Here is a 25,417-nt window from a genome sequence, read left to right on the forward strand (position 1 = left end):
CATGGCCGAGAAAGCCGCACCACCGGACCGCAGACCGGTCGTCACCCCCACACGGGTAGTGGCCGGATTGTGCCTGATCGCCCCGTTCATCGCGATGCTGTGGGTGAGTTCGTACGCCAGGATCGAGCCGACGCTGATCGGAATCCCGTTCTTCTACTGGTACCAGATGGCGTGGGTGCTGATCTCGACGGTGCTGACGTCCGTGGCCTACAAGCTGGTCCAGCGTGAGCAGCGGGCCCGCAAGGACGGTGCGGCATGACGACGACTCCCTTGACCACGACGCTCGCCGCCGCCCCCCAGGGCGTCAACGGCGTGGCGCTCGCCGTCTTCGTCTTCTTCTTCCTGGCCGTCACGGTCATGGGCTTCCTGGCGGCGCGCTGGCGCAAGGCCGAGCAGTCCGCCAACCTCGACGAATGGGGCCTGGGCGGCCGCAGCTTCGGCACCTGGGTGACGTGGTTCCTGCTCGGCGGCGACCTCTACACCGCCTACACGTTCGTGGCCGTTCCGGCGGCGATCTACACGGCGGGCGCGGCCGGCTTCTTCGCCGTCCCGTACACCATCCTGGTCTACCCGCTGATCTTCACCTTCCTGCCCCGGCTGTGGTCGGTCTCGCACCGGCACGGGTACGTCACCACCTCCGACTTCGTCCGCGGCCGCTTCGGCTCCAAGGGCCTGTCGCTGGCGGTGGCCCTCACCGGCCTGCTCGCCACGATGCCGTACATCGCGCTCCAACTGGTCGGCATCCAGGCCGTCCTGGACGTGCTGGGCGTCGGCGGCGGTGCGGACGCCAACTGGTTCGTCAAGGACCTGCCGCTGCTGATCGCGTTCGCCGTGCTGGCCGCGTACACCTACTCGTCCGGCCTGCGGGCGCCGGCGCTGATCGCGTTCGTCAAGGACGGGCTGATCTACCTGGTCATCGTGGTGGCGATCATCTACATCCCGATCAAGCTGGGCGGCTTCGGCGAGATCTTCCACGCCGCCAAGGACACACTCGCCGTGCACGGGCCGACCGGCAAACCGCGCGGTGAACTGGCCAGCGGCCCCAACGCGCAGTGGGCGTACGCCACGCTCGCGCTCGGCTCGGCGCTGGCGCTGTTCATGTACCCGCACTCGATCACCGCGACGCTCTCCTCGCGCAGCCGCAACGTCATCCGCCGCAACACCACGATCCTGCCGCTCTACTCCCTGATGCTGGGCCTCCTGGCGCTGCTCGGCTTCATGGCGATCAAGGCCGGTACGGACACCCACGGCAATGCGCAGCTGGCGATCCCGCAGCTCTTCGAGGACATGTTCCCCAGCTGGTTCGCGGGCGTGGCGTTCGCCGCGATCGGCATCGGCGCACTGGTGCCCGCGGCGATCATGTCGATCGCCGCCGCCAACCTCTTCACCCGGAACGTCTACAAGGACTTCCTCAAGCCCCACGCCACGCCCGAGCAGGAGCACAAGGTCGCCAAGCTGGTCTCCCTCCTGGTGAAGGTCGGCGCGCTGGCCTTCGTCCTCACCATGGACAAGACCGTCGCGATCAACTTCCAGCTGCTGGGCGGCATTTGGATCCTCCAGACCATGCCGGCCCTGGTCGGCGGGCTCTTCACCCGCTGGTTCCACCGCTGGGCGCTGCTGGCCGGCTGGGCGGTCGGCATGGTCTACGGCACCCTCGCCGCCTACGGGGTGGCCAGTCCGACCCAGAAGCACTTCGGCGGCTCCAACGCCCAGATCCCCGGCATCGGCGAGATCGGCTACATCGGCCTCACCGCCTTCGTCCTGAACGTCGTGGTGACCGTCGTCCTGACGTTCGTCCTGAAGGCCCTCAAGGCCCCCGAGGGCACCGACGAGACCTCTCCGGGGGACTACACCGCGGACGTCGGCGACGCGGGCGTCACCGCCGACCTGCCGCCGGCGACGGCGGGGGCACCGGCGGGGCACTGAGCACCGTCAACTACGGCGGAGGGCCGTGGCGTTCCCCGGAACGGCACGGCCCTGTGTCCCGTGCGGCGCGTCGGCCGCGCAGGATCAGCTCACCCCGTCCTTGAGCGCCTCGGTGTCGAGGGTGATGCCATCCCCGTCCGGCACAGCCTTGCTCCAGATTTTTCCGTCGATGAGTTCCAGCCGTGCCCCTTCCTCCGCCCGGTCGATTATCCGAGCTGCCTCTTCGAAGCAATCGGTGAGCGTGCTGTGCGGCCGGTCGACGAGCGCGGTCATGGAGCCTCCTCCTTCTTCCGCTGGACGGACCAGAGAGCGTAAGCCCGACGACAGTCGAGGCCACTGACGGTCACATGACGGTTACCATTCGCCGCCCCGGCCGTGCCCTCGGGCGGCCGCCGCGACACTGGCCTCCATGGACATCACCATCAGAGCCGTCCGCCCGGCGGAGTACGAGACGGTCGGGGACCTCGTGACCGAGGTGTACCTGGCCGACGGGCTGTTGAAGGGCGGAGCGGACGATCCGTACGCGGCGGTGCTGCGGAAGGTCGCGCACCGGGCGGCGCACGCCGAGGTGCTGGTGGCCGTGGGCGGGGCGGACGGGGCGCTGCTGGGGGCGGTGACGTTCGCGCCGCACGGGAGCCCGTACGCGGAGTTGGCCGGGCCCGGGGAGGCCGAGTTCCGGATGCTGGCGGTGCGGGCCGCCGGGCGCGGGCACGGCGTCGGGGCGGCGCTGGTGCGGGCGTGCCTGGCGCGCGCACGGGAGTCGGGGCTGCGCGCCATGGTGCTGTCGAGCCAGGCGCACCTGCTGCCGGCGCACCGGCTGTACCGCCGGCTGGGCTTCGCGCGGGCGGCGGAACGGGACTGGGTTCCGGTCCCCGGGGTGACGCTGTGGGCGTTCGCCCGTGAGCTGGTCTGAGGGGTCGTCGGCGGCTGTCGCGACGGCGTTCCGGCGGCGCCGAAGCGGCGCCCGGGTGGTCCGGCCCTTCGCATACCTGCGGGAATGGTATGCGGGAGCGACACAAGATGTGGGGGTGCATGCGGGTAGCGACACAAGATGTATGCTCTTCCTCGCTGTCGCCGCAGGGGAATCCGGTGCGAATCCGGGACTGTCCCGCAACGGTGTGAGAGCGCGTTCCGCGGCCCGTTCGCAAGGGTCCGCCGGTGCGCTCCCGAGTCCGAGGACCTGCCGACGGCACGTCCGCACCGCCATCGGTGCGGCGTCGATACGTCCGGGCCCCGAGGGATGGGCCGATGGACGCCGCGCGGCCGACCCGCGCACCTCCGGCTCGCCGTGAGGTGCCGCCCTGCCCGCGCGGCTGCCGTCGCACCGCCGCCCCTCCCGGCCCCCGCCGAGTGAGGGAGAGCATCAGGTGACCATCGCGCCAACGGAGCCCGCGTCAGACGCCGAGGTCGTGCAGTCCGCGGTGGCCGCACCTCCCGCGCACCAGGACGGACCGGGCGTCGCCCTGCTGCGGACGCTGACCGAGCTGACCGCCGACCTGACCGCGACCGACCCCGGCAAGGTGGCCGCCGCCGCGCTGCGCGGCCGGCACCCCGGCTCCGACGAGGCGGAACTGCGCGCGCTGGCGACCGAGGCCGCGGCCGGGCTGATCGCCGACGAGCCGCAGTACTCCCGGCTCGCGGCGCGCCTGCTCACCCTCGCCATCGCCGAGGAGGCCGCCGGCCAGGGCGCCACCTCCTTCGCGACCTCGATCGAGGTCGGCCACCGGGAGGGCCTGATCGCGGACGTCACCGCGGAGTTCGTCCGCGGCCACGCGGCGCAGTTGGACGCGCTGGTGGACGGGGCTCTGGCGTCCGGCGCCGACGACCGGTTCGGGTACTTCGGGCTGCGCACCCTGCAGTCGCGCTACCTGCTGCGGCACCCCACCACCCGCAAGGTGATCGAGACGCCCCAGCACTTCCTGCTGCGGGTGGCCTGCGGTCTCGCCGAGGACGACTCCGCGCGGGCGCTGGCGGACGTCGCCGAGCTGTACCGGCTGACCAGCACGCTGTCCTACCTGCCGTCCTCCCCCACGCTCTTCAACTCCGGCACCCGGCACCCGCAGATGTCCTCCTGCTACCTGCTGGACTCCCCGCTGGACGAGCTGGACTCCATCTACGACCGCTACCACCAGGTGGCCCGGCTCTCCAAGCACGCCGGCGGGATCGGTCTGTCGTACTCCCGGATCCGCGCCCGCGGTTCGCTGATCCGCGGCACCAACGGGCACTCCAACGGCATCGTGCCGTTCCTGCGCACGCTCGACGCGTCGGTGGCCGCGGTCAACCAGGGCGGCCGCCGCAAGGGCGCGGCCTGCGTCTACCTGGAGACCTGGCACGGGGACATCGAGGAGTTCCTGGAACTGCGGGACAACACCGGCGAGGAGGCCCGCCGGACCCACAACCTCAACATCGCGCACTGGATCCCGGACGAGTTCATGCGCCGGGTCGAGGCGGACGCCGACTGGTCGCTGTTCTCCCCGGCCGACGTGCCGGAGCTCGTCGACCTGTGGGGCGAGGAGTTCGACGTCGCCTACCGGGCGGCGGAGGCCGCGGGCAAGGCCCTCAAGCAGGTGCCGGCCCGGGTGCTGTACTCCCGGATGATGCGCACCCTGGCGCAGACCGGCAACGGCTGGATGACGTTCAAGGACGCCGCCAACCGCACCGCCAACCAGACCGCGGAGCCCGGGCGGGTCGTGCACTCCTCCAACCTGTGCACGGAGATCCTGGAGGTCACCGACGACGGCGAGACCGCGGTCTGCAACCTGGGGTCGGTCAACCTCGCCGCGCACCTGCGCCAGGACGCCGGCGACGGGGCGGAGGCGATGGACTGGGAGCGGCTGGACGCCACCGTCCGCACCGCCGTGACCTTCCTCGACCGGGTCGTGGACATCAACTTCTACCCGACCGAGCAGGCCGCCGCCTCCAACTCCCGTTGGCGGCCGGTGGGTCTGGGCCTGATGGGCCTGCAGGACGTCTTCTTCCGGCTGCGGCTGCCGTTCGACTCGGCCGAGGCCCGGGAGCTGTCCACCCGCATCTCCGAGCGGATCATGCTGGCCGCCTACGAGGCGTCCGCCGACCTCGCCGAGCGGCACGGGCCGCACGCGACCTGGTCCGCGACCCGCACCGCCCGCGGCGTGCTGCACCCGGACCACTACCCGAACGCCGAACCGCGCTGGGCGGACCGTTGGGCGGCGCTGCGCGCCCGGATCGCCACGACCGGCATGCGCAACTCGCTGCTGCTGGCCATCGCGCCGACCGCCACCATCGCGTCGATCGCCGGCGTCTACGAGTGCATCGAGCCGCAGGTCTCCAACCTCTTCAAGCGCGAGACGCTGTCCGGCGAGTTCCTCCAGGTCAACACGTACCTGATCGAGGAGCTCAAGGAGTTGGGCCTGTGGGACGCGCGGACCCGGGACGCGCTCCGGGACGCCAACGGCTCCGTCGCGGAGCTGGCCTGGATCCCCGCGGACGTCCGGCACCGCTACCGCACCGCCTGGGAGATCCCCCAGCGCGCCCTGATCGACATGGCCGCGGACCGCACGCCGTTCCTGGACCAGAGCCAGTCGCTCAACCTCTTCATGGCGTCGCCGACCATCGGCAAGCTCAGCTCGATGTACGCGTACGCCTGGAAGCGCGGCATCAAGACCACGTACTACCTGCGTTCCCGGCCGGCGACCCGGATCGCCCAGTCGGCCCGCGCCGCGTCCCTTCCCGCCCAGCTCCCGGCGAGCGACCCCGACGCGGTCGCGTGCTCCCTGGAGAACCCCGAGTCCTGCGAGGCCTGCCAGTAATGTCCACCGCACCCGAGAAGACCACGAACGCCGCAGCCGCCCACACCGCCACCACCGGCGGCCGGAAGAACCTCCTGGACCCGGGCTTCGAGCTGACCCTGCGGCCCATGCGCTACCCGGACTTCTACGACCGCTACCGGGACGCGATCAAGAACACCTGGACCGTCGAGGAGGTCGACCTCCACTCCGACGTCGCCGACCTCGCCAAGCTCTCCCCGGGTGAGCAGCACCTGATCGGCCGTCTGGTGGCGTTCTTCGCCACCGGCGACTCGATCGTCGCCAACAACCTGGTGCTGACGCTGTACAAGCACATCAACTCCCCCGAGGCGCGGCTGTACCTGAGCCGTCAGCTCTTCGAGGAGGCCGTGCACGTCCAGTTCTACCTGACGCTGCTGGACACCTACCTGCCCGATCCGGACGACCGGGCCGCCGCGTTCGCCGCGGTGGAGAAGATCCCGTCCATCCGCGAGAAGGCGGAGTTCTGCTTCCGGTGGATGGATCACGTCGAGAAGCTCGACCAGTTGGAGAGCAAGGCCGACCGCCGCCGCTTCCTGCTGAACCTCATCTGCTTCGCGGCCTGCATCGAGGGCCTGTTCTTCTACGGCGCGTTCGCCTACGTGTACTGGTTCCGGTCGCGGGGCCTGCTGCACGGCCTGGCCACCGGCACCAACTGGGTCTTCCGCGACGAGTCGATGCACATGGAGTTCGCCTTCTCCGTGGTGGACACCGTCCGCGAGGAGGAGCCCGACCTCTTCGACGACGCGCTCCAGCAGCAGGTCACCGACATGCTGACGGAGGCCGTGGAGGCCGAGCTGCAGTTCGCCCGCGACCTGTGCGGCGAGGGCCTGCCGGGGATGAACACCGCGTCGATGCGCGAGTACCTCCAGTGCGTCGCCGACCAGCGGCTGCGCCGGCTGGGCTTCCCCGCCGTCTTCGGCTCGGAGAACCCGTTCTCCTTCATGGAGCTGCAGAACGTCCAGGAGCTGACCAACTTCTTCGAGCGGCGCGCCTCGGCCTACCAGGTCGCCGTCGAGGGCTCGGTCTCCTTCGACGACGAGTTCTGATCCCGACCGGCTGAAGCCGTGTCCCGGCCACCCGCCCGAATGTGAGCGTTCGATTAGCGGGTGGCCGGAGCGGCAACCGGAGCCTGTGCCACCACATCTACCCGGATATGGAGGGCAGGAAGAAAAGTCGCCGGTACATCGACTACCCCCGCCTCGGCCGGAAGGGGGTGCGCCGCTGGCTGCCGTCGTGGCGCCTGTGGTCGGGCACGTGCACGTTCGTCCTGGCATGTCTGGGCGGGCTGTTCGCGTTCGTCTACGCGAAGATCGACGTCCCCAACGAGAACGCGCTCGCCGGCCGGGAAGGCACCGTGTACTACTGGGCGGACGGCAGCCAGATGGTCACCGTCGGCACGGTCAACCGACAGAACGTCACCCTGGACAAAGTACCCAAACACGTCCAGAACGCCGTGATCGCGGCCGAGAACGCCACCTTCTACGAGGACCACGGGGTCTCGCTCACCGGCATCGCCCGGGCCGTGGTGAACATGGTCTCCGGCGGTGACACCCAGGGCGGTTCGACCATCACCCAGCAGTACGTGAAGAACACCTACCTCTCGCCGGACCAGACCGCCACCCGCAAGGTGAAGGAATTCATCATCGCGCTGAAGGTCAACAACCAGAAGAGCAAGTCGGACATCCTGCGGGGCTACCTCAACACCAGCTGGTTCGGCCGGGGTTCGAACGGCATCCAGGCGGCGGCCCACGCCTACTACGGCATCGACGCCAAGGACCTCGACCCCAGTCAGGGCGCGCTGCTGGCCGCCGTGCTGAAGGGCTCCGAGCAGTACGACCCGGGCCTGAGCAAGGCCAACCACGCCCGGGCGGTGGACCGTTGGAAGTGGATACTCGACCGGCTCGTCGACACCGGTGCGATGAGCAAGGAGGAACGCGCGCACTACCGCACGTTCCCCGAACCTCGCCCGGTGACCAAACCCACCAGCCAGGCCGGCCAGATCGGCTACCTCGTCGACGTCGCCAACAAGTTCGTCAAGAGCACCACCGGGCTGACCGACAAGGACCTGGCCCGCGGCGGCTACCGCGTCCACACCACGTTCGAGAAGCAGCGCACCCGCCGGCTGGAGAAGGCCGTCAACGACGTCCGCACCAAGAGCCTGGACGCGAAGAAGCGCACCGCGGACAGCTACGTGGAATTCGGCGCGGCCTCGGTGCGCCCCGACGACGGCGCGATCGTCGCGCTCTACGGCGGTGCCGACGCCACCCGGCACTTCAGCAACAACGCCGACACCACGGCGGTGCCGGCCGGCTCCGCCTTCAAGCCGATCGTCCTGGCCACCGCCCTCCAGCAGGAGGCCGAGCGGTACGGCGACCAGCCGCGCCCGGCGGACGGCTCCAGCCGGTCCGACGCGCTGCTCGGCGCCCTGATGCAGGGCTCGAACGTCCCGTTCGTCCAAGGCGGGAAGCAACTCGGACTGGAGCAGATCCGGGACCTGGCGCTCAGCCTGGGGCTGCGCAAGGAGAGCCTGGCGCAGCTGGAGCAGACCTTCCCGCTGGGCACCTCGGCGCCCAGCGCCGTCCGCCTGGCCAGCGCCTACAGCACCTTCGCCAACGCCGGGCGGCACGCCGAGCCGTACGCCGTCTCGACCATGACCTACCAGGGCAAGGCGGTCGCCGGCTTCGAGCGCCCCGAGCCGCAGCAGGCGGTCACCCCGGAGGTCGCGCAGACGATGACCAACATGCTGGCGGGGCTGGGCTGGCGGACCCTGCCGTCGGGCCTCAAGGCGGGCGAGGAGCCGCCCGCGGTCGCGGCCACCGAGCCCGGTGACCGGATGAAGTCGGCGTGGTTCGTCGCCACCCCGCCGCCGGCCGGCGGCGGCTGGGCCAAGGGAGTGCGCCCCGCACCGGTCGCCGGTGCCGGTGTCCGCGCCGACCCCACGACCGGTGCCGGGAAGGGCGCCGAACCCACCACCGCGATCACGCTGTTCCGGAACAAGCCGGGCGCGCCCCAGTTGCTGCCCCTGAACGGCGTCGGCGGCCCCGACACCGGACTGGGCACCTCGCTCCCGCCCCGGGTCTGGACCGCCTACCAAGGCGCCGCGTAGGGCGGCGCCGGGCCGGGAGCCCCGCGCCGCCCACCGCCTCAGTCGTTGGGGACGACGGCGTAGCGGGGCTCGCGCTCGGCCATCTGCTTCAGCGCGTCCTTGCGGTCCCGCTTGGAGAGCCGGTCGATGTAGAGGTAGCCGTAGAGGTGGTCGGTCTCGTGCTGGAGGCAGCGCGCGAAGTAGCCGGTGCCCTCGACCACGATCGGCTCGCCCTTGGCGTTCTGGCCGCGCACCACCGCGTAGTCGGGGCGGGGCAGCTCGGCGTACGCGCCGGGGACGGACAGGCAGCCCTCGTTGGAGTCGTCGAGCACCCGACGGCCGGCGGGCAGCTCGTCCAGGACGGGGTTGCAGACGTGGCCGACGTGCCGGACGCCCTCGTCGTCCGGGCAGTCGTAGACGAAGACCTTGAGGTCCACGCCGATCTGGTTGGCGGCCAGGCCGACGCCCTCGGCGGTGCGCTGGCTGGCGAACATGTCGTCGATCAGCTGCGCCAGCTCGTCGTCGAACTCCGTGACGTCCTTGCACTCCTTGTGGAGGACCGGGTTGCCGACCACGGTGATGGGACGGGAGGTGCCGCGCTCCCGGTGGGCCGCCTCGCGCTCCTTGGCGTCCGTGACGTCGTCGACGAACGCGACGCTCTCCTGCTGATCACTGTCCTGCTGGGCCATCTCCGCCGTACGCCTTCCTGCAAAACCCTCGGGGAACGCCCTACAGCCTACGGGGACGCGGTCGCCCGCTCAGCAGACCTCTTCAAGATCGCGCCATTCCCGGGTGTCCGGGCTGTCCGCGACCCAGCCGTCCAGCAGGCCCCGCACCAGGGCCGCGGGCGCCGCGATACCGCACTCGCGCTCGGGGGCCCACAGCGAGCCGGAGCCGGCGGTGCGGTGGCCCAGCGGCCCGGGGTGGCCCGGTTCGCTGTGGTCGTGCGGGTCCAGGTGCTCGCCGTCGCCCTCGTCGCTGGGCATCCGGCTCTCGGAGCAGGTGCGGCACAGCAGCCGCACCGACGACGACCAGTCCTCGGCGGCGAAGCCGGCGTCGGCCGCCAGCTGCTCCAGGGCGTCCCGGTCGGCCTCGGTGGCGGCCTCCAGGAGCACCACCCAGGTGGGCACCGGGGAGGGCGCCCACAGCTCGATCTCGTCGAAGACCGGGAAGGTGCGGGTGTCGCCGTCGGCGGCGGTGGTGGTCCGCTCGCCGTGCGGGACGCCGTCGTGCAGCACCACCTCGCCCCAGCGCCGCCCGGAGGACGGCAGCGGGATGGAGAGCACCTCGATGCGGGCCGGGTCCAGCCGGCGGCCCCAGACCACCTCGGCCTCGCCCTCGGGCGAGAGCCGGACCGCGGCGCTGCCCAGCGCCATCCCCCGCGGCTCCCCGGTCGGCGAGCCCTCGCCGGGGACCTTCAGCCCGTACGCCTGCCAGGCACGACGGGCCAGCGGCCAGTCCTGGAGGGCGGTGGCGGCGATGCCGACGTTCCACCAGTCGGGCGCCCCGGTCTCGCGGTCCAGCAGCGCCACGGCGCGCAGGCCGGCGGCCCGGGCCTGCTCCCAGTCGTGCCGGAACTTGTGCAGCAGCGCGAGGTTGAACCAGGACTCCGACAGCCAGGGCTCCATGTCCGCCGCGCGGGTCAGCAGTGCCCCCGCGTCCTCGTAACGGCCGTCGCCGATCAGCGTGAAAGCGCGGTCGGTCGCCTGCCGCCACGAGGCGGAGGGCCGGTGCCGTACCTTGCCGAAGATCCTCACGATTCCCGCCTGCTGGTTGCTCTTGTGCCGCTCCGGAGGGGGCCCGGGCGGTTCCCCGGGGCCTTCTGGGGGCCCACTCGACAACCTGCCACAGATTGGCGTCGGGCTCACCCCCGTGCGGCTCATGCCCTGCGCCGACCCCCTGAACCCCCCTTCAAGGGGCTCCCTTCGCATCCAACCATGCCCATCTCGCAGGCCGCTCATTACCCATGGGTTCCCCGACAGTGGACGGGTCGGGAACACCGTGCGACGGGGGTGCGCGGGGCCTCGACGGGAGCGCACGGAACGGCTCCGCGCCCCGGCGCACACCGTGCGGAAGCCCCCCCGGCGCCCGGGCTCAGCCCGCCCGGCCCCCGCGCGCCAGGACCCGGGCGAGCGCCTCGACCACCCCCGGTTCGTGGTCCCGGGCGGTGGCCAGCCGCAGCCGTTCCAGGGCCCGCAGCCGCCCGGCGGGCCCCGTGGCGCCCGCCACCAGGTCGTCGTAGGCGTTGACGGTGCGCACGATACGGGCGGTGACCGGCTGCTCCCGGTACGGATCGGCCTGCCGCTCGACGATCACCGCGACCTCCGGCGGGGCACCGGTCTGCCGGGCCACCGCGCCGCCCAGCAGGGCGATCCGGCGCTGTTCGGCGGGCGGCAGCGGGGCGGTGGCGCCGTCCGGCACCGGGTCGACGAGCGAGAGCTGTCCGATGTCGTGCATCAGGGCGGCGTGCTCCAGGACGTCCAAGTCCGGCCCGCCGAGCCCGAGTTCCCGCCCCACCGCGCGGCTGAGCCCGGCCACCCGGCGGACGTGGCCGGGCGGCGTGCAGCCGGCGATCTCGGTGGCGCGGGCCAGCGAGGCGATGGTCTGGCGGTAGGTGGCACGGACCGCCGCGTACCGGCGGAAGGCGAGCTGGGTCAGCAGCAGCGGCAGGCAGAACACCGGCAGCGCCCACAGGCCGGCGACCGCCACGGCCAGCGCGATGACCACGCCGGTGGCGCAGATCGCGGTGCCGATGCCGGGCAGCGCCCGCAACGCGTCCCGCAGCAGCGGCCCGTACGGCCACCCCGTCCGGGCCCGGGCCAGTGCGGCGGCCAGCACCGCGTCGCAGAGCGCGGTCAGCGCCAGCAGCACGGCCAGGAAGAGCGGGCGGACGGGACCGATCGCGGCCCAGGCCGGCAACGTCCCCGCGGCGTGCAGGGGTTGGCAGCAGGTGGCGGCGAACCCGACGCTCAGCACCCGGCGGGCGAGCGGGTCCAGCACCGGCCCGCCGCCGCGCGCCAGATAGGGGACGAGCCCCACCAACCCGGCCGCCACCACCACCGCCAGGGTCTGCGCCACCCCGTGCCCGGCCGGCCGGCCGTCCGCGTCGTCGAGCAGCGCGTAGCCGAGCGCCCCGGCCGCACCGAGCGGGGCGCCCTCCCGCAGACCTGGGCGGGCGGGGGCGCGGCGCACCGCCTCGCCCGCCGCGATCAGCGCCCCGAAGGCCAGTGCGGTGCGCGGTGCGGCGATGCCGTGCCACAGGGTGTGGCCCAGGCCCCAGCAGGCCAGCGCGACGGCCGGGCCGTGCACCCAGGCGGCGGCGCGGCGTCTCATCGGGCGGCGCCGTGGTCCGCGCCCGACCGGTGGGCCCGGACCGGGGGGACGGCGCCGCTGCCCGCCGGCGCCGGATCGGCCGCCCGCTCCTCCCCCGCGGTCACCTGCTCCGGCCGCCAGCCGTGCTTGTCGAGGGCGGCGGCCAGTGCCCGGACCATCCGCGGGTCGAACTGCGTCCCGGCGCACCGCCGGAGTTCGGCGACCGCGGCCGGCACCGGGCGGGCCCGGCGGTAGGAACGGGTGGAGGTCATCGCGTCGAAGGCGTCCGCGACGGCCACCATCCGTGCGCACTCGGGAATTTGATGACCCATCAGGCCGTAGGGGTAGCCGCTGCCGTCCACCCGCTCGTGGTGGTGCAGGATCGCGGCCCGCACCTCGCCCAGGAACCCGATGCCGCGGACGATCTCGTGCCCGTACTCGGGGTGCAGCTCGATGATCCGGCGCTCCTGCGGGGTCAGCGGCCCGTCCTTGCGCAACACCCGGGTGGGGACGCCGAGTTTACCCACGTCGTGCAGGATGCCGGCGAACCGCAGCACCTCCAGCCGGTCCTCCGCCATGCCCAGTTCCCGGGCGATCAGCACCGACGCCCGGCCGACCCGCTCGCTGTGCCCGCGGGTGTAGCGGTCCTTGATGTCGACGGCCTGGACCAGGGCCCGGACGGTGGCCTGGTGGGCGGCGCGCTCCCGCTGGTACTGCGCGAACGCCCAGCAGGACAGGTGCACCGGCAGCAGCACCAGCAGCGCGGCGGGCGGCCCGTAGACGCTGTGCCAGAGCACCGCCATCATCAGCCCGGTCAGCCCGTGGACGAGGTGGGTCACCGGCAGCCGCGCCGCCGGGCCGCGCCACGCGGTGCGCAGCGGGTGCCGCTCGGCGAGGGCCAGCACGCCGCCGCCGAGCGCGGTGAGCACACCGCAGAAGGCGGCCGCGGCGGCCAGCGCGGGCGGCAGCAGCTGCGGGAAGGTCGACATCGGGGCCGCGGCCGGTGCGGCGGGGCCGACGGCCCGGAACACCTGGGCCGCCGCCCAGGCTGCCAGGGCGAGTTCGGCGGTGTGCCAGAGGCGGCGGGCGGCCGGCCAGGGGCGGGCGGCCGGCGCGAGCAGGGCGCCGGGCACGGCGACCAGCGCCGCCAACGACGGTGGCAACAGGAAGGCTCCGGCGAGCACCACGGGGGTGGCCCAGCCCGGAGGAAACGTTCCGGTCGGCGCGTCGGGCCCGGCCGCGTGCCGCGCCGGGCCCTGGGTCAGCGGGCAGCGGCGGATGCGTTCGCACAGGCCGTGCAGGACGCCCAGGGCCAGGGCGTCGGCCCAGGGGGCGGCGGCGCCGAGCCGTACCGCGGGGGCCGCGCAGAGCGCCGCGGCCAGGGCGGCGCAACCGATGTACACCCGCGCGGCCGCTGGGAGTTCTCGCATCGCGCCCTCCTCACCCTGCCCGACGCACCCCGCCGTCACGGCGGACGGCCGCGCACCGCGAGGGTCCGGCGAGAATAGAGGGGCGGTGGCGCCCGAGGGGACGCATCGACGGATCGAAGGGGGCGGATCGCCCGGCCCCTCACCCCCAGGGGTGAGCGGGGCGCACGCCCGTTCGGCGCGTGGACGTGCCGGCTGCGCGGCGGCGGTCCGTTGTCGGAGCCGTACGCGTACGCGGCAGCGTTCCGGGGCCGGAGTGACCGGGGCGGCCGGGATCGCGGGGCTCCCCGGAGGCACCCGGGCCCGCTGGGGCGGCCGGGTCTACTCGGCGCGTGCGGCGCTGTCCGCCGCGTCGGCCTGCGGCGGTGCGCCGGCGGCGCCCTGGGCGTCCGCCGCGCGCTCCCGCTGGGCCTGTTCGTGCCGGGCCTGATCCAGGACGCTCACCTCGGGCACGGCCTCCCCGGCCCGGATCAGCTCGATCCGGCCCATGACCTTGGACCGCAGGTCGGTGGGGACGTCGTCGTGGCCGCAGCACCGCTTGACGAGCTTCTTGACGGCCTGCTCCAGCCCGTACTTCTCCAGGCACGGCGAGCACTCGTCGAGGTGGACCTGGAATTCGGCGCACTCCCCGGCCGGCATCTCGCGGTCGAGGTACTCGTAAAGGTGGTCAAGGACCTCTGAGCAGTCCTTCTCGTGCGGCTCTCCGCAGCTCATGATCCCGAGCCTTTCCGGTCGTGCGACTCCGGCGCCGGCGCGGACTCCGTCTGGGCGGCCGCCCCCGCCGGAACCAGCCCGCGCTCGCGGGCGTAGTCCTCCAGCATGCCGCGCAGTTGGCGCCGACCGCGGTGGAGACGGGACATCACCGTGCCGATGGGTGTCCCCATGATGTCCGCGATCTCCTTGTACGCAAAGCCCTCGACGTCCGCGAGGTAGACGGCGATCCGGAATTCCTCGGGGATCGCCTGCAGCGCGGCCTTCACGTCCGAGTCGGGAAGGTGGTCCAACGCCTGCGACTCGGCGGAGCGCAGGCCCGTCGACATGTGGGACTCGGCGCGCGCGAGCTGCCAGTCCTCGATCTCGTCGGCGGCGCTGCGCTGCGGCTCACGCTGCTTCTTGCGGTACGAGTTGATGAACGTGTTGGTGAGGATGCGGTACAGCCACGCCTTGAGGTTGGTGCCCTCCCGGAACTGGTGGAAGGACGCGTACGCCTTGGCGTACGTCTCCTGCACCAGGTCCTCCGCGTCGGCCGGGTTGCGCGTCATGCGCAGGGCCGCGGAGTACATCTGGTCGAGGAAGGTGAGGGCGTCCCGCTCGAAGCGCGCGTTGCGCTCGGCGTCGCTCTCCGTCCGGCCCGCGGTCTGCTCCGCAGCCGGGCCGTCGGTCCCCTCGTCGGTTCCGGTGACCGGACCCACCTCCTCCAACACCGTGGCGGATCCCGCGGCTGCCGGCGCCACGGGTCCTCTCGATTCGGAGAATAGACGACGATCCGGTGCGCCCGCCGCTCCAACCAGGGCTGACTGCGTCACCTGCATCGGCGGCCACTGCAGGTCGGCGGCCGGTCGAGCCGGGCAAGCGATTCCCATGCGGCGGACTCCCATTCCTCGTGCGCGCTGGCTGTGCTCCATTGCCTACGCATGGCACAACAGCGGCACCGGGCCGGATCATTCCCGCCCCGACCGACCGGATCTTGGCCGGTCGTGGCAGGTCGGGCCGGGGGCCGCGCGACGCGGTACGGCGCCCCGGCCGCGGGCCGTCAGCCGAACATCCCGTCCAGCCACGCCACCACCGCGTCGGTGAGCACCGCCATCGACTCCGCCTCGCTCACCCCCGCCGACTTCGGCACCGCGAAACCGTGGTCGCCGTGGGCCACCTCGGTGAGCGCGGTGCCCGCCGGGAACTCCGCCGGCCGCCCGAACGGATCCCGCCCGCCCTGGACCACCAGCGTCGGCACGCCGGCGCCGGTCAGCTCCTCGCCCCGGGACCGCTCCGGCTTGCCCGGCGGGTGCAGCGGGAAGCTCAGCGCCAGGACGGCGTGGGCGCCCAGCGCGCGGGCCGTCCGGCAGGCCACCCGGGCGCCGGCACTGCGACCGCCGGCGACCACCGGCAGGCCGGGCTTCTCCAGCGCCGGCCAGAGCGCGGTCCACCCGACGTCCAGGGTCTTCGGGGCGGGCGCCACCTTCTTGCCGGCCACCCGCCACGGCTGCTCGACCAGCGCCACGGTGTAGCCGCGGGCCGGCAGCGCCGCCGCCAGGGCACGCAGGTCACGGGCCTCGATGCCGCCGCCCGCGCCGTGGCTGACGGCGATCACCGCCCGGGCCGGCTCGGCGTCGCGGTACCAGGAGATCCGGGCGTCGCCCGCCGGCGTCGCGACCGTCTCGCTCTCGTTCGCCCTCGTACTCATGGGCCCATCCTGCCCGCGGTGCGCCGGGGAGGGCACCGCGGCCCGCCCGACCGGCCACGACGGCCTTCAGAACAGGGTGCCGACCTCCGGCCCGTCGAGTTCGGTGACCAGCTCCGGTCCGTTGTTGCGGACGTTGCTGACGTCGGTCGGCACGGGGAAGGCCCGCATCAGTCCGGGCGGCGGCGGGGTCAGCAGCGCCCGGAGCTCGTCCGGGTCGCCGCGGCCCGGGTCGAGCCAGGCGTCCCAGCGCTCCGGCGGCAGCACCAGCGGCATCCGCGGGTGGATCTCGGCGAGGGTCTGCGGGCCCTCGCCGCCGTCGGCACCGGCCAGCGCGGTCGTCTCGGCCTCGGTGGTGAGGACCGTGCAGGTCACCCACCAGGCCAGCGGGTGGTCGGCGGGCAGCGTGCGGTCCCGCCAGAACTCGTAGAGCCCGGCCATCGCCATCACCGAGCCGTCCGCGGGCGTCACGAAGTACGGCTGCTTGCGGGGGCGCTTCTTGCGGCCCTGCTCCTCCAGCTGCCGCTCGGTGGCGCCGGTGACCCACTCGAAGTAGCCGTCCCCGGGGATCAGGCAGCGGCGGGCGGCGAACGCCTGCCGGAACGACGGCTTCTCATGCACCGTCTCCGACCGGGCGTTGATCATCCGTGCGGCGCCCTCGGGTGATTTCGCCCACGCCGGGACGAGCCCCCACTTGAGCGTCCGCAGCTGGCGCACCGGGCCCGGCGGGAAGGCGGCGGCCGTCTCGCCCTTGAGGGGACGTTCCAGCACCACCTGCACGTTGTCCGTCGGGGCGACGTTCCAACTGGGCGCCAACGTCTCCGTGGGTTGCCACTGCTGGACGCCGAAGGTTCCCACCAGTTCCTCGGCCTGCCGGCTCGCTGCATACCTACCGCACATGCGTGCCACACTGCCATGCCACACGAAGGGGAGACATGGACACCCACCACATCACCGACGTCTGGGAGCAGGTCTTCTCCGCCCAGCCCGGCCCCTCGCTCTGGCTGGTGATCGTCACCGGCGTGCTGGCCCTGGGCGCCGTCGTCCCGCGCACCGCCTGGCGCCTGTCGCGGAACGCCGTGACCATCGCCCACGAGGGCGGACACGGGCTGATCGCCCTGCTCACCGGGCGCCGTCTGGACGGCATCCGGCTGCACTCGGACACTTCGGGGCTGACCGTCTCGCGCGGCAAACCGCACGGTCTGGGCATGGTCCTGACCGCCGCCGCCGGCTACCTGGCCCCGTCGCTGCTGGGCCTGGCCGGTGCCGCGCTGCTGGCCGCCGGGCACACCACGGCCCTGTTGTGGGGGGCCACCGCGCTGCTGCTGGCGATGCTGGTGATGATCCGCAACGCGTACGGCGTGCTCACCGTCGTGCTGGCGGGCGGCACCTTCCTGCTGGTGTCCTGGCTGACCGCGCCCGAGGTGCAGGCGGGCTTCGCGTACGCGGTGGTGTGGTTCCTGCTGCTGGGCGGGGTGCGGCCGCCGTTCGAGCTCCAGGGGAAGCGGCGGCGCGGCGGCGCCGTGGACTCCGACCCCGACCAGTTGGCCCGGCTCACCCACGTCCCGGCCGCCGTCTGGCTCGGCTTCTTCCACGTGGTGACGGTGTGCTCCCTGCTCGGCGGCGGGCGCTGGCTGCTCGGCATATGAATCGGCATACATGAATCGGCATATGAAGGAGGAGCGGATGTCCGTACCGTTGACCTCTGGTAACCCACATTCCGTATGTCGGTGTCGCCCCTGTTGCCCCGGAGGGGCCCGCTGCCTGCGGTTGCACCACGAGAGCCGTGTTTCGCACAGGTTGCGCCGCTTTTGATCAAGATCGGAACCCTTGTCCAGCCATTAAAGTAAGGGCATGACCGAGAGCCCCGCCCTCCCTGCCCTGTGGCCCGCCCCCGTCGCTCCCGGGGCGGTCGATGCGACCGTCACCGTGCCCGGCTCCAAATCGGTCACGAACCGCGGCCTGGTCCTGGCCGCCCTCTCCTCCGAGCCCGGCTGGCTGCGCCGCCCGCTGCGCTCGCGCGACACCCTGCTGATGGCCGAGGCGCTGCGCGCCCTGGGCGTCGGCATCGAGGAGACCGCGTCGTCCAGCTCCGCCGGCACCTCCGGCGGCGAGGCGTGGCGCATCATCCCGGCCGGCCTGCACGGCCCGGCCACCGTCGACGTCGGCAACGCCGGCACCGTGATGCGCTTCCTGCCGCCGGTCGCCACGCTCGCCGACGGCCCCATCCGCTTCGACGGCGACCCGCGCTCCTACGAGCGCCCGCTGGGCGGCGTCATCAACGCGCTGCGCGCCCTGGGCGCCCGGATCGACGACGACAACCGCGGCGCGCTGCCGATGACGGTGTTCGGCGGCGGCGCCTTGGAGGGCGGCGCGGTGGAGATCGACGCCTCCTCGTCCTCCCAGTTCGTCAGCGCCCTGCTGCTGTCCGCGCCGCGCTTCAACCAGGGCGTCGAGGTCCGGCACGTCGGCGCGGCGCTGCCCTCGATGCCGCACATCCGGATGACGGTCGACATGCTGCGCAGCGTCGGCGCCCAGGTGGACACCCCGGAGGCGGGCGGCGAGCCGAACGTCTGGCGGGTCACCCCCGGCGCCCTGCTCGGCCGCGACCTGGTCGTCGAGCCGGACCTCTCCAACGCCCAGCCGTTCCTGGCCGCGGCGCTGGTCACCGGCGGCCGGGTCACCATCCCGGACTGGCCCGAGCACACCACCCAGCCCGGCGACGCGCTGCGTGAGATCTTCACCACCATGGGCGGCTCCTGCGAGCTGACCGACCGGGGCCTGACCCTCACCGGCAGCGGCCGCGTCCACGGCATCGACGTCGACCTGAGCGAGGTCGGCGAGCTGACCCCGGGCATCGCCGCGGTCGCCGCGCTCGCCGACTCGCCGTCCACCCTGCGCGGCGTCGCGCACCTGCGGCTGCACGAGACCGACCGGCTGGCCGCGCTCACCAAGGAGCTCAACGAACTCGGCGGCGACGTCACCGAGACGGCGGACGGGCTGCACATCCGTCCCCGGCCGCTGCACGGCGGGATCTTCCACACCTACGAGGACCACCGCCTGGCCACCGCCGCCGCGATCATCGGCCTGGCCGTCGAGGGCGTGGAGGTGGAGAACGTCGCCACCACCGCCAAGACCCTGCCCGACTTCCCCGCGCTGTGGACCGAGATGCTCGATCCGACGTCCCCCGCCGCCCGGAGAGCCTGAGGGTCGCCGCACCATGCGCCGCTACGGGAAGAACCCCGACGAGGACGACATCCGCGTCCGCCCCAACCGCAAGGGCAACCGCCCGCGGACGAGCATCCGCCCCAAGCACGAGGACGCCCGCGAGGGACTGGTCCTGACCGTCGACCGGGGTCGGTTGACCTGCCTGATCGACGACCGCAAGGTCACCGCCATGAAGGCCCGCGAACTGGGCCGCAAGAGCGCGGTGGTCGGTGACCGGGTCGCCGTCGTCGGCGACCTGAGCGGCGACAAGGACACCCTGGCCCGGATAGTCCGGGTGGAGCCGCGCAGCTCCACGCTGCGTCGCACGGCCGACGACGACGACCCGTTCGAGCGGGTGGTGGTCGCCAACGCCGACCAGCTCGCCATCGTCACCGCGCTGGCCGACCCCGAGCCCCGGCCCCGGCTGATCGACCGCTGCCTGGTCGCGGCCTACGACGCCGGGCTGGAACCGCTGCTGGTGCTGACCAAGTCGGACCTGGCCGCACCGGACGCGCTGCTGGAGTCCTACGGCGCGCTCGGCGTCCCGTACGTCGTCACCAACCGCGACGAACTGTCCGACGGCAGCGCCGCCGAGCGGGTCCGGGAGCAGCTGACGGGCCGGATGACGGCGTTCGTGGGGCACTCCGGGGTGGGCAAGACGACCCTGGTCAACGCCCTGGTGCCGGAACGCCGCCGGGCCACCGGGCACGTCAACGCGGTCACCGGTCGCGGCCGGCACACCACCACCTCGGCACTGGCACTGCCGCTGCCCGGCGACACCGGCTGGGTGATCGACACCCCGGGCGTCCGGTCCTTCGGGCTGGCGCACGTCGACCCGTCCCGGGTCATCCACGCCTTCCCGGACCTGGCGTCGGGCACGGCGGAGTGCCCGCGGGCGTGCAGCCACGACGAGCCGGACTGCGCGCTGGACGCGTGGGTGGCCGGGGGGCACGCCGAACCGGCGCGCCTGTATTCCCTGCGCCGGCTGCTGTCCACCCGCGAGCGACGCGAGGGCGACTGATCGCCGCAAACCCCTGCCCCCCGTCCGGGGCCCGGGCATAATCGCCCTCACGGCAGAACCGGTCCGACCCGGTCCCCACCGGTCGGAAGTGGTCACCTGGCTGAAGCGGTCACCGAGCTGACGGAGGCAATGGGATATGGCGTGGCTGCTGGTCGTGGTGGCGGGGGTGTTGGAGACCGGCTTCGCGGTCTGCCTCAAGCTCTCGCACGGCTTCACCCGCCTCTACCCGACCATCGCCTTCGCGGTCTTCGCACTCGGCAGCTTCGGCCTGCTGACGCTGGCGCTGCGCAAGCTCGACGTCGGCCCGGCGTACGCCGTCTGGACCGGCATCGGGGCCGCCGGCACCGCGATCTACGGCATGGTCTTCCTCGGCGACCTGGTCTCCACGTTGAAGATCGTCTCCATCAGCCTGGTCATCGTCGGGGTGGTCGGGCTCCAACTGTCCGGTTCGGCGCACTGACGCACGCCGGGGCGGCCGGCTCAACCGACGAGCCCGGCGAACGCGCCCCGGACGAGCCGGGAGACCGCCGCGTTCTCCGCCTCCGCCGCCGGCCGCGTCCGCTGCCGCGGCACCGCGGCCCGCACGTCGGCCGGCGACCGTACGGGCTCCGGCTCCCGCTCCGGCCCGGCCGGGGCGATCACGCAGGACAGCGTCAGCCGGGCCGCGGTCTCGCAGGCGGCGTCCAGGGCCGGCAGTTGCTCCCGGGGGCGGCCGGGCGCCAGCGCCGCCACCGCCCGCTCGCGGAACCGGCCGACGAGCTCCGCCGGCCCCGTCTGCCCGAGCGGCAACCGGTCGCCCCAACAGCCCGTCAGCGCCGCCCTGACCAGCGGGTTGGCGCGTGCGGTGCGCAGCGTCCAGGTGGCCGCCGCGGTCATCCGGGCGGCCGCGTCGTCCATGGGCCCGGGCGCGCCGGCGTCGCCGCGGGCCAGCTCTCGCTCCACCCCGGCCAGATAGGTCTCGGTCTCCCGGCGGACGAGGGCCCGGGCCAGCCCGTCCTTGCTGCCGAAGGCGTTGTAGAGCGTCTGCCGGGACACCCCGGCCGCAGCCGCCACGTCCACCATCCGGACGTCCGCCCAGGCCCGGACGAGCAGCGCCGAGTACGCGGCGTCCAGTAGGGCCTCGCGCGCCGAGGGCATCCGCCACCTCCTGGCTCGGCCCGAACCGCGGGACACGCCCAGAATTGACGCGCCGTCAGGGACTGTCAAGACCTCCCGTGCCCGGCTCCGGCCGGCGCCGACGGACAGACCACCCGGGAGCGCGGCATGGCCGTGTGGATCCCGCGTATACCAGTGGATACTGTTCGCACATGCCCGACTATCACGATGATCTTCGCCTGGCACACGTCCTGGCGGACGCCGCGGACGCCGCGACCATGGAACGGTTCAAGGCCCTCGACCTCAAGGTGGAGACCAAACCGGACATGACTCCGGTCAGCGAGGCGGACAAGTCCGCCGAGGAGCTGATCCGCAGCCAGCTCCAGCGCGCCAGGCCGCGCGACGCGGTGCTCGGGGAGGAGTTCGGCAGCGAGGGCTCGGGGCCGCGCCGCTGGGTCATCGACCCGATCGACGGCACCAAGAACTACGTCCGCGGGGTGCCCGTCTGGGCCACCCTGATCGCGCTGATGGAGCGCGGCGAGGGCGGCGACCGCCCGGTGGTCGGACTGGTCTCGGCGCCGGCGCTGAACCGCCGCTGGTGGGCCGCGGAGGGGCTGGGCGCGTTCAGCGGCCGCAGCCTCACCTCGGCCGGCCGGCTGCACACCTCCGAGGTCGGCCGCATCCAGGACGCGTCCTTCGCCTACGCCTCGCTGACCGGCTGGGAGGAGCGCGACAGGCTGTCCCGTTTCCTCGACCTGTCCCGGGACTGCTGGCGCACCCGGGCCTACGGCGACTTCTGGCCGTACATGATGGTCGCCGAGGGGACGGTGGACATCTGCGCGGAGCCCGAGCTGTCGCTGTGGGACATGGCGGCCTGCGCGGTGATCGTCCAGGAGGCCGGCGGCCGGTTCACCGGCCTGGACGGTCGGCCGGGTCCGCACAGCGGCAACGCGGCCGCCTCCAACGGCCTGCTCCACGAGGAGCTGCTGGCGTACCTCGGCGACTGACCGGGGCCGAGCCACCGCCGCGGAATCGGATTCCGCCCGGAAAACCACCGCTGAGCTGCACAGGGGCAGATGTTCGGACTGGCGTCCAGCATCTGCCCCTTGTCGTGCGACCGAGAGCATGTGAACATGAGAATCCCCCACTTTGTGAACTTGTGAATCGATTCGCATGTTCACTTGCCCTCAAGGAGGTGGCTCTTCTCCATGCCCATGCTCGTCAAAGACGCCATGAGCACGGTGGTCCTCACCATCGGGCCGGCTCACACCCTCCGTCAGGCGGCGCGGCTGATGGCGGCCCGCCGCATCGGCGCGGCCGTCGTCTTCGACAAGGACACCTACGGCGTCGGCATCCTCACCGAGCGCGACATCCTCAATTCCCTCGGCGCGGGCGAGGACCCCGACCGGGAGACCGCCCAGGGCCACACCACGTCCGACGTGGTCTTCGCCGCCCCCGACTGGACCCTGGACGACGCGGCGGACGCCATGGTGCGCGGCGGCTTCCGCCACCTCGTCGTCCTCGACGACCTCGAACCGGTCGGCATCGTCTCGGTCCGCGACATCATCCGTTGCTGGTCCGACGCCACCCAGCGGACGCCCGCGGCGGCCTGAGCGAGAGTCCGGCGCACCCCGGCGCGACACCCCGCGCCGGCGGGCGCGCGAGCGGGCGGGTGCCCGGCGGACCGCCGTGCACCCGCCCCCGCACCGCCGACATCCGCCCCGCGGCAGCACGAAGAGGCCGGAGCCCCATGGCATCCGACCTCTTCGGCATGTACGGCAAGCGACGCCCGGTCGCCCTGCGGCGGGCCGCCGCCACGGGGACGGCGGCCGCACCGCACGGGACCGCTAGCCGCGCAGGGCCTGGACCGCGGCTTCCAGCCGCTTGCCGTAGTCCGCGTCCGCCTTGCGGAAGTTCTCGATCGCGCGCTGCGCGATGTCGTCGCGGGACACCTTGGCGATGAAGCCCGCCAGGTTGTTGATCAGCCGCTCCCGCTCCGCCTCCGACATCAGGCGGTAGAGGTTGCCGGCCTGGACGAAGTCGTCGTCCTCGGCGTGCGAGGGCGCCGCGCTCTCGCCGGTCCCGCCGGACACCGGGAGCGGCTGCCACAGCGGCCGGCCGGTCTGGGCGGGGCCGCCGAAGCTGTTCGGCTCGTAGTTCTTCTGGCCGCCGTGGCGGCCGTCGTAGAGCGCGCCGTCGCGGCCGTGGCTGCGCGCCTCGGTGGCGTGCGGGCGGTTCACCGGCAGGTGGTCGGCGTTGATGCCGACGCGGTAGCGGTGGGCGTCGCCGTACGCGAAGAGGCGGCCCTGGAGCATCTTGTCGGGGGACGGGCCGATGCCCGGCACGAAGTGGTGCGGGGAGAAGATCGACTGCTCGACCTCGGCGAAGATGTTCTCGGGGTTGCGGTTGAGCTCCAGCTTGCCGATCTCGATCGGCGGGTAGTCCTCGTGCGGCCAGACCTTGGTCAGGTCGAACGGGTTGAAGCGGTAGCCGGCCGCGTCGGCCGCCGGCATGATCTGCACCTGGACGGTCCAGGTCGGGAAGTCGCCGCGCTCGATGGACTCGCGCAGGTCCCGCTGGTGGCTGTCCGGGTCCTCACCGGCGAGCTTGTTGGCCTCGTCCTGGGTGAGGTTCTTGATGCCCTGGTCGGTCTTGAAGTGGTACTTGACCCAGAAGACCTCGCCCGCGGCGTTGTTCCACTGGAAGGTGTGCGAGCCGTAGCCGTTGAGGTGGCGGTACGTCGCGGGTATGCCGCGGTCGCCGAACAGCCAGGTCACCTGATGCGTCGACTCGGGCGACAGGCCCCAGAAGTCCCAGACGTTGTCCGCCTCCTGGGAGCCGGTGTACGGGTCGCGCTTCTGGGTGTGGATGAAGTCCGGGAACTTGATGGCGTCCTTGATGAAGAACACCGGGGTGTTGTTGCCGACGAGGTCGTAGTTGCCCTCCTCGGTGTAGAACTTCAGCGCGAAGCCGCGCGGGTCGCGCACCGCGTCGGCCGCACCGAGGTTGCCGGCCACCGTCGAGAAGCGCAGGAACGTCTCGGTCTGCTTGCCGATCTCCGAGAGGAACTTCGCCCGGGTGTACTGCGTCACGTCCGCGGTGACCGTGAAGGTGCCGTACGCACCGGCACCGCGGGCGTGGACGATGCGCTCCGGGATGCGCTCGCGGTTGAAGTGCGCGAGCTTCTCGATCAGGAGCTGGTCCTGGATCAGACCGGGGCCGCCGACACCGGCCGTCTCGCTGTTCTGGTTGTCCGCGACCGGAGCTCCGGTCTCCGTGGTCAGCGGTCCGGTGGGGGTCTCTACCGACACGTGCGCCTCCTGATGTCTTCGTACACCTGCCCTTGGCTTGCGCCGCAACCGATCCTACATTGGACAATGTCTAAGTCAAGAAGTACCCGAATCTCGTACCCGATCCGGTGATGGACGACCGCTGCTACCCTGGTGTCTATCTGACTGATAGGTGATTGGCATGAGTGACCTGCTGGAACGACTCCGGGGACGCGGCTGGCGGCTGACCGCACAGCGCCGCGTCGTCGCCGAGGTCCTGGACGGGGACCACGTCCACTACACCGCCGACGAAGTGCACGCCAGGGCGTCCGAGCGCCTCCCCGAGATCTCCCGCGCCACGGTCTACAACACCCTCGGCGAGCTGGTCTCGCTCGGCGAGGTCATCGAGGTGAGCACCGACGGCCGCGCCAAGCGCTACGACCCCAACGCGCACCACGACCACCAGCACCTCATCTGCGCGCGCTGCGGCACCATCCGCGACGTGCACCTGCACGGCGACCCGCTCTCCGCACTGCCCATGCCGGAGCGCTACGGCTTCGAGGTCTCCGAGGTCACCGTGACCTACCGGGGCATCTGCCCCACCTGCAGCGCCAAGTCCTGACCGCGGCCCGGCCCCCGTCCGGGCCGCGCCCCAGGCCACCGCACCCGGCCCCCCGAGCTCCGGGACCCCGGGCCCATCCGTCCCGGTTCGCCACCGTCGAGCCGCGCCCGGCGCCCCGATCGGGGCCCCCTTCCGGCCCGCCGGCCACCCCTCGCACCCCCGGTACCCCATGGGCCCCGTGCACCCCCGGCGCCCCTCCGGACGACCACCCCGCGGGCGGCGCACCCGCCCCCGGTCGACGAACCCCTC

Annotated in this window: 24 protein-coding genes and 1 riboswitch; of the genes, 13 read left to right on the plus strand and 11 right to left on the minus strand. The window is 72.7% G+C overall.

The genetic code is table 11. From position 1 onward, the window contains the following. Position 1: 1 nt before the first annotated feature. Complete coding sequence (locus ACJ6WD_RS22685; RefSeq protein WP_016573178.1) at positions 2 to 259, plus strand: DUF3311 domain-containing protein; 258 nt, start codon at positions 2 to 4, stop codon at positions 257 to 259. After that, the gene (gene mctP / locus ACJ6WD_RS22690) at positions 256 to 1,926 is read left to right on the plus strand and encodes a monocarboxylate uptake permease MctP (RefSeq protein WP_331247265.1); all 1,671 of its coding nucleotides are present in this window, start codon (positions 256 to 258) and stop codon (positions 1,924 to 1,926) included. Before ACJ6WD_RS22685 ends, mctP begins: the two co-directional genes overlap by 4 nt. An 84-nt stretch (positions 1,927 to 2,010) precedes the next feature. Here the strand turns inward: mctP and ACJ6WD_RS22695 are convergent, their stop codons facing one another. Next, positions 2,011 to 2,199 (minus strand): hypothetical protein, encoded by a 189-nt coding sequence (locus ACJ6WD_RS22695; RefSeq protein ID WP_308401724.1) that lies wholly within the window; start codon positions 2,197 to 2,199, stop codon positions 2,011 to 2,013. Between the two features lie 136 nt (positions 2,200 to 2,335). Here ACJ6WD_RS22695 and ACJ6WD_RS22700 point away from each other — a divergent pair, with 136 nt between their 5' ends. From ACJ6WD_RS22700 to ACJ6WD_RS22715, 4 genes are all read left to right on the plus strand, one after another. Next, the gene (locus ACJ6WD_RS22700) at positions 2,336 to 2,839 is read left to right on the plus strand and encodes a GNAT family N-acetyltransferase (protein ID WP_331247267.1); all 504 of its coding nucleotides are present in this window, start codon (positions 2,336 to 2,338) and stop codon (positions 2,837 to 2,839) included. A 167-nt stretch (positions 2,840 to 3,006) separates the two neighbouring features. After that, positions 3,007 to 3,107, plus strand: a riboswitch (cobalamin riboswitch). 186 nt (positions 3,108 to 3,293) lie between these two features. Then, the gene (locus ACJ6WD_RS22705; RefSeq protein ID WP_376555761.1) at positions 3,294 to 5,714 is read left to right on the plus strand and encodes a ribonucleoside-diphosphate reductase subunit alpha; all 2,421 of its coding nucleotides are present in this window, start codon (positions 3,294 to 3,296) and stop codon (positions 5,712 to 5,714) included. Further along, positions 5,714 to 6,778, plus strand: a complete 1,065-nt coding sequence (locus ACJ6WD_RS22710) for a ribonucleotide-diphosphate reductase subunit beta (protein WP_016573173.1) — start codon at positions 5,714 to 5,716, stop codon at positions 6,776 to 6,778. Before ACJ6WD_RS22705 ends, ACJ6WD_RS22710 begins: the two co-directional genes overlap by 1 nt. Positions 6,779 to 6,885: 107 nt before the next feature. Further along, entirely contained in the window at positions 6,886 to 8,838 is a 1,953-nt protein-coding gene (locus ACJ6WD_RS22715) for a transglycosylase domain-containing protein (RefSeq protein WP_331247268.1), read from the plus strand. Positions 8,839 to 8,876: 38 nt separating this feature from the next. Here ACJ6WD_RS22715 and def read toward each other — a convergent pair whose 3' ends face one another. The 8 genes from def to ACJ6WD_RS22755 all read right to left on the minus strand — a co-directional run bounded on the left by def (position 8,877) and on the right by ACJ6WD_RS22755 (position 16,854). Then, positions 8,877 to 9,506, minus strand: coding sequence for a peptide deformylase (gene def / locus ACJ6WD_RS22720; RefSeq protein WP_233656842.1), 630 nt, complete (start codon positions 9,504 to 9,506; stop codon positions 8,877 to 8,879). A gap of 69 nt (positions 9,507 to 9,575) precedes the next feature. Beyond that, positions 9,576 to 10,574 carry a hypothetical protein gene (locus tag ACJ6WD_RS22725; protein WP_233656843.1) on the minus strand — a complete coding sequence of 333 codons (999 nt, stop codon included), beginning with the start codon at positions 10,572 to 10,574 and terminating at the stop codon, positions 9,576 to 9,578. A gap of 337 nt (positions 10,575 to 10,911) precedes the next feature. Beyond that, positions 10,912 to 12,150 (minus strand): HD-GYP domain-containing protein, encoded by a 1,239-nt coding sequence (locus ACJ6WD_RS22730; protein WP_233656844.1) that lies wholly within the window; start codon positions 12,148 to 12,150, stop codon positions 10,912 to 10,914. Further along, positions 12,147 to 13,559, minus strand: coding sequence for an HD-GYP domain-containing protein (locus ACJ6WD_RS22735; protein WP_407616408.1), 1,413 nt, complete (start codon positions 13,557 to 13,559; stop codon positions 12,147 to 12,149). The genes ACJ6WD_RS22730 and ACJ6WD_RS22735 overlap by 4 nt, the downstream gene beginning before the upstream one ends. A gap of 318 nt (positions 13,560 to 13,877) precedes the next feature. Next, complete coding sequence (gene rsrA, locus ACJ6WD_RS22740) at positions 13,878 to 14,270, minus strand: mycothiol system anti-sigma-R factor (protein ID WP_016573167.1); 393 nt, start codon at positions 14,268 to 14,270, stop codon at positions 13,878 to 13,880. After that, complete coding sequence (locus tag ACJ6WD_RS22745; RefSeq protein WP_233657109.1) at positions 14,267 to 14,968, minus strand: sigma-70 family RNA polymerase sigma factor; 702 nt, start codon at positions 14,966 to 14,968, stop codon at positions 14,267 to 14,269. Before ACJ6WD_RS22745 ends, rsrA begins: the two co-directional genes overlap by 4 nt. 341 nt (positions 14,969 to 15,309) lie before the next feature. After that, entirely contained in the window at positions 15,310 to 15,957 is a 648-nt protein-coding gene (locus tag ACJ6WD_RS22750; protein WP_233656846.1) for an alpha/beta family hydrolase, read from the minus strand. Positions 15,958 to 16,023: 66 nt separating this feature from the next. Beyond that, positions 16,024 to 16,854 (minus strand): SOS response-associated peptidase, encoded by an 831-nt coding sequence (locus ACJ6WD_RS22755; RefSeq protein ID WP_016576470.1) that lies wholly within the window; start codon positions 16,852 to 16,854, stop codon positions 16,024 to 16,026. A 35-nt stretch (positions 16,855 to 16,889) separates the two neighbouring features. On the opposite strand from ACJ6WD_RS22755, the gene ACJ6WD_RS22760 reads away from it, so the two are divergent. From ACJ6WD_RS22760 to ACJ6WD_RS22775, 4 genes are all read left to right on the plus strand, one after another. Further along, positions 16,890 to 17,603, plus strand: a complete 714-nt coding sequence (locus ACJ6WD_RS22760) for a M50 family metallopeptidase (protein ID WP_407616409.1) — start codon at positions 16,890 to 16,892, stop codon at positions 17,601 to 17,603. 205 nt (positions 17,604 to 17,808) lie between these two features. Continuing rightward, positions 17,809 to 19,161: a 3-phosphoshikimate 1-carboxyvinyltransferase gene (aroA, locus tag ACJ6WD_RS22765; RefSeq protein ID WP_233656848.1), complete on the plus strand. Its 1,353-nt coding sequence runs from the start codon at positions 17,809 to 17,811 to the stop codon at positions 19,159 to 19,161. 13 nt (positions 19,162 to 19,174) lie between these two features. Then, the gene (gene rsgA, locus ACJ6WD_RS22770) at positions 19,175 to 20,182 is read left to right on the plus strand and encodes a ribosome small subunit-dependent GTPase A (protein ID WP_233656849.1); all 1,008 of its coding nucleotides are present in this window, start codon (positions 19,175 to 19,177) and stop codon (positions 20,180 to 20,182) included. A 136-nt stretch (positions 20,183 to 20,318) separates the two neighbouring features. Further along, a complete protein-coding gene (locus tag ACJ6WD_RS22775; protein WP_344575491.1) occupies positions 20,319 to 20,642 on the plus strand; it encodes a multidrug efflux SMR transporter in 324 nt (107 codons plus the stop codon). A gap of 20 nt (positions 20,643 to 20,662) precedes the next feature. Here the strand turns inward: ACJ6WD_RS22775 and ACJ6WD_RS22780 are convergent, their stop codons facing one another. Beyond that, complete coding sequence (locus ACJ6WD_RS22780) at positions 20,663 to 21,319, minus strand: TetR/AcrR family transcriptional regulator (protein WP_233656850.1); 657 nt, start codon at positions 21,317 to 21,319, stop codon at positions 20,663 to 20,665. A 170-nt stretch (positions 21,320 to 21,489) separates the two neighbouring features. Here ACJ6WD_RS22780 and hisN point away from each other — a divergent pair, with 170 nt between their 5' ends. After that, positions 21,490 to 22,284: a histidinol-phosphatase gene (hisN, locus tag ACJ6WD_RS22785; protein WP_233656851.1), complete on the plus strand. Its 795-nt coding sequence runs from the start codon at positions 21,490 to 21,492 to the stop codon at positions 22,282 to 22,284. A 207-nt stretch (positions 22,285 to 22,491) separates the two neighbouring features. Continuing rightward, positions 22,492 to 22,890 (plus strand): cyclic nucleotide-binding/CBS domain-containing protein, encoded by a 399-nt coding sequence (locus ACJ6WD_RS22790; RefSeq protein WP_016579232.1) that lies wholly within the window; start codon positions 22,492 to 22,494, stop codon positions 22,888 to 22,890. Positions 22,891 to 23,124: 234 nt separating this feature from the next. Here ACJ6WD_RS22790 and ACJ6WD_RS22795 read toward each other — a convergent pair whose 3' ends face one another. After that, entirely contained in the window at positions 23,125 to 24,588 is a 1,464-nt protein-coding gene (locus ACJ6WD_RS22795) for a catalase (RefSeq protein ID WP_233656852.1), read from the minus strand. Positions 24,589 to 24,748: 160 nt separating this feature from the next. On the opposite strand from ACJ6WD_RS22795, the gene ACJ6WD_RS22800 reads away from it, so the two are divergent. Continuing rightward, complete coding sequence (locus tag ACJ6WD_RS22800; protein ID WP_233656853.1) at positions 24,749 to 25,168, plus strand: Fur family transcriptional regulator; 420 nt, start codon at positions 24,749 to 24,751, stop codon at positions 25,166 to 25,168. Positions 25,169 to 25,417 lie beyond the last annotated feature (249 nt).

The sequence above is a fragment of the Streptomyces sp. VTCC 41912 genome (assembly GCF_045799175.1).
Classification (GTDB): domain Bacteria; phylum Actinomycetota; class Actinomycetes; order Streptomycetales; family Streptomycetaceae; genus Streptomyces; species Streptomyces albulus_C.

What these genes read in the sequence shown, in the direction of transcription:
- ACJ6WD_RS22730 (WP_233656844.1), bottom strand. Translation starts at nt 12,150, where the DNA reads ATGAGACGCCGCGCCGCCGCCTGGGTGCACGGCCCGGCCGTCGCGCTG.
- ACJ6WD_RS22710 (WP_016573173.1), top strand. Translation starts at nt 5,714, where the DNA reads ATGTCCACCGCACCCGAGAAGACCACGAACGCCGCAGCCGCCCACACC.
- ACJ6WD_RS22800 (WP_233656853.1), top strand. Translation starts at nt 24,749, where the DNA reads ATGAGTGACCTGCTGGAACGACTCCGGGGACGCGGCTGGCGGCTGACC.
- ACJ6WD_RS22685 (WP_016573178.1), top strand. Translation starts at nt 2, where the DNA reads ATGGCCGAGAAAGCCGCACCACCGGACCGCAGACCGGTCGTCACCCCC.
- hisN (WP_233656851.1), top strand. Translation starts at nt 21,490, where the DNA reads ATGCCCGACTATCACGATGATCTTCGCCTGGCACACGTCCTGGCGGAC.
- aroA (WP_233656848.1), top strand. Translation starts at nt 17,809, where the DNA reads ATGACCGAGAGCCCCGCCCTCCCTGCCCTGTGGCCCGCCCCCGTCGCT.
- ACJ6WD_RS22735 (WP_407616408.1), bottom strand. Translation starts at nt 13,559, where the DNA reads ATGCGAGAACTCCCAGCGGCCGCGCGGGTGTACATCGGTTGCGCCGCC.
- ACJ6WD_RS22750 (WP_233656846.1), bottom strand. Translation starts at nt 15,957, where the DNA reads ATGAGTACGAGGGCGAACGAGAGCGAGACGGTCGCGACGCCGGCGGGC.
- mctP (WP_331247265.1), top strand. Translation starts at nt 256, where the DNA reads ATGACGACGACTCCCTTGACCACGACGCTCGCCGCCGCCCCCCAGGGC.
- def (WP_233656842.1), bottom strand. Translation starts at nt 9,506, where the DNA reads ATGGCCCAGCAGGACAGTGATCAGCAGGAGAGCGTCGCGTTCGTCGAC.
- ACJ6WD_RS22775 (WP_344575491.1), top strand. Translation starts at nt 20,319, where the DNA reads ATGGCGTGGCTGCTGGTCGTGGTGGCGGGGGTGTTGGAGACCGGCTTC.
- ACJ6WD_RS22700 (WP_331247267.1), top strand. Translation starts at nt 2,336, where the DNA reads ATGGACATCACCATCAGAGCCGTCCGCCCGGCGGAGTACGAGACGGTC.
- ACJ6WD_RS22695 (WP_308401724.1), bottom strand. Translation starts at nt 2,199, where the DNA reads ATGACCGCGCTCGTCGACCGGCCGCACAGCACGCTCACCGATTGCTTC.
- ACJ6WD_RS22790 (WP_016579232.1), top strand. Translation starts at nt 22,492, where the DNA reads ATGCTCGTCAAAGACGCCATGAGCACGGTGGTCCTCACCATCGGGCCG.
- ACJ6WD_RS22715 (WP_331247268.1), top strand. Translation starts at nt 6,886, where the DNA reads ATGGAGGGCAGGAAGAAAAGTCGCCGGTACATCGACTACCCCCGCCTC.
- ACJ6WD_RS22755 (WP_016576470.1), bottom strand. Translation starts at nt 16,854, where the DNA reads ATGTGCGGTAGGTATGCAGCGAGCCGGCAGGCCGAGGAACTGGTGGGA.
- rsrA (WP_016573167.1), bottom strand. Translation starts at nt 14,270, where the DNA reads ATGAGCTGCGGAGAGCCGCACGAGAAGGACTGCTCAGAGGTCCTTGAC.
- ACJ6WD_RS22780 (WP_233656850.1), bottom strand. Translation starts at nt 21,319, where the DNA reads ATGCCCTCGGCGCGCGAGGCCCTACTGGACGCCGCGTACTCGGCGCTG.
- ACJ6WD_RS22760 (WP_407616409.1), top strand. Translation starts at nt 16,890, where the DNA reads ATGGACACCCACCACATCACCGACGTCTGGGAGCAGGTCTTCTCCGCC.
- rsgA (WP_233656849.1), top strand. Translation starts at nt 19,175, where the DNA reads ATGCGCCGCTACGGGAAGAACCCCGACGAGGACGACATCCGCGTCCGC.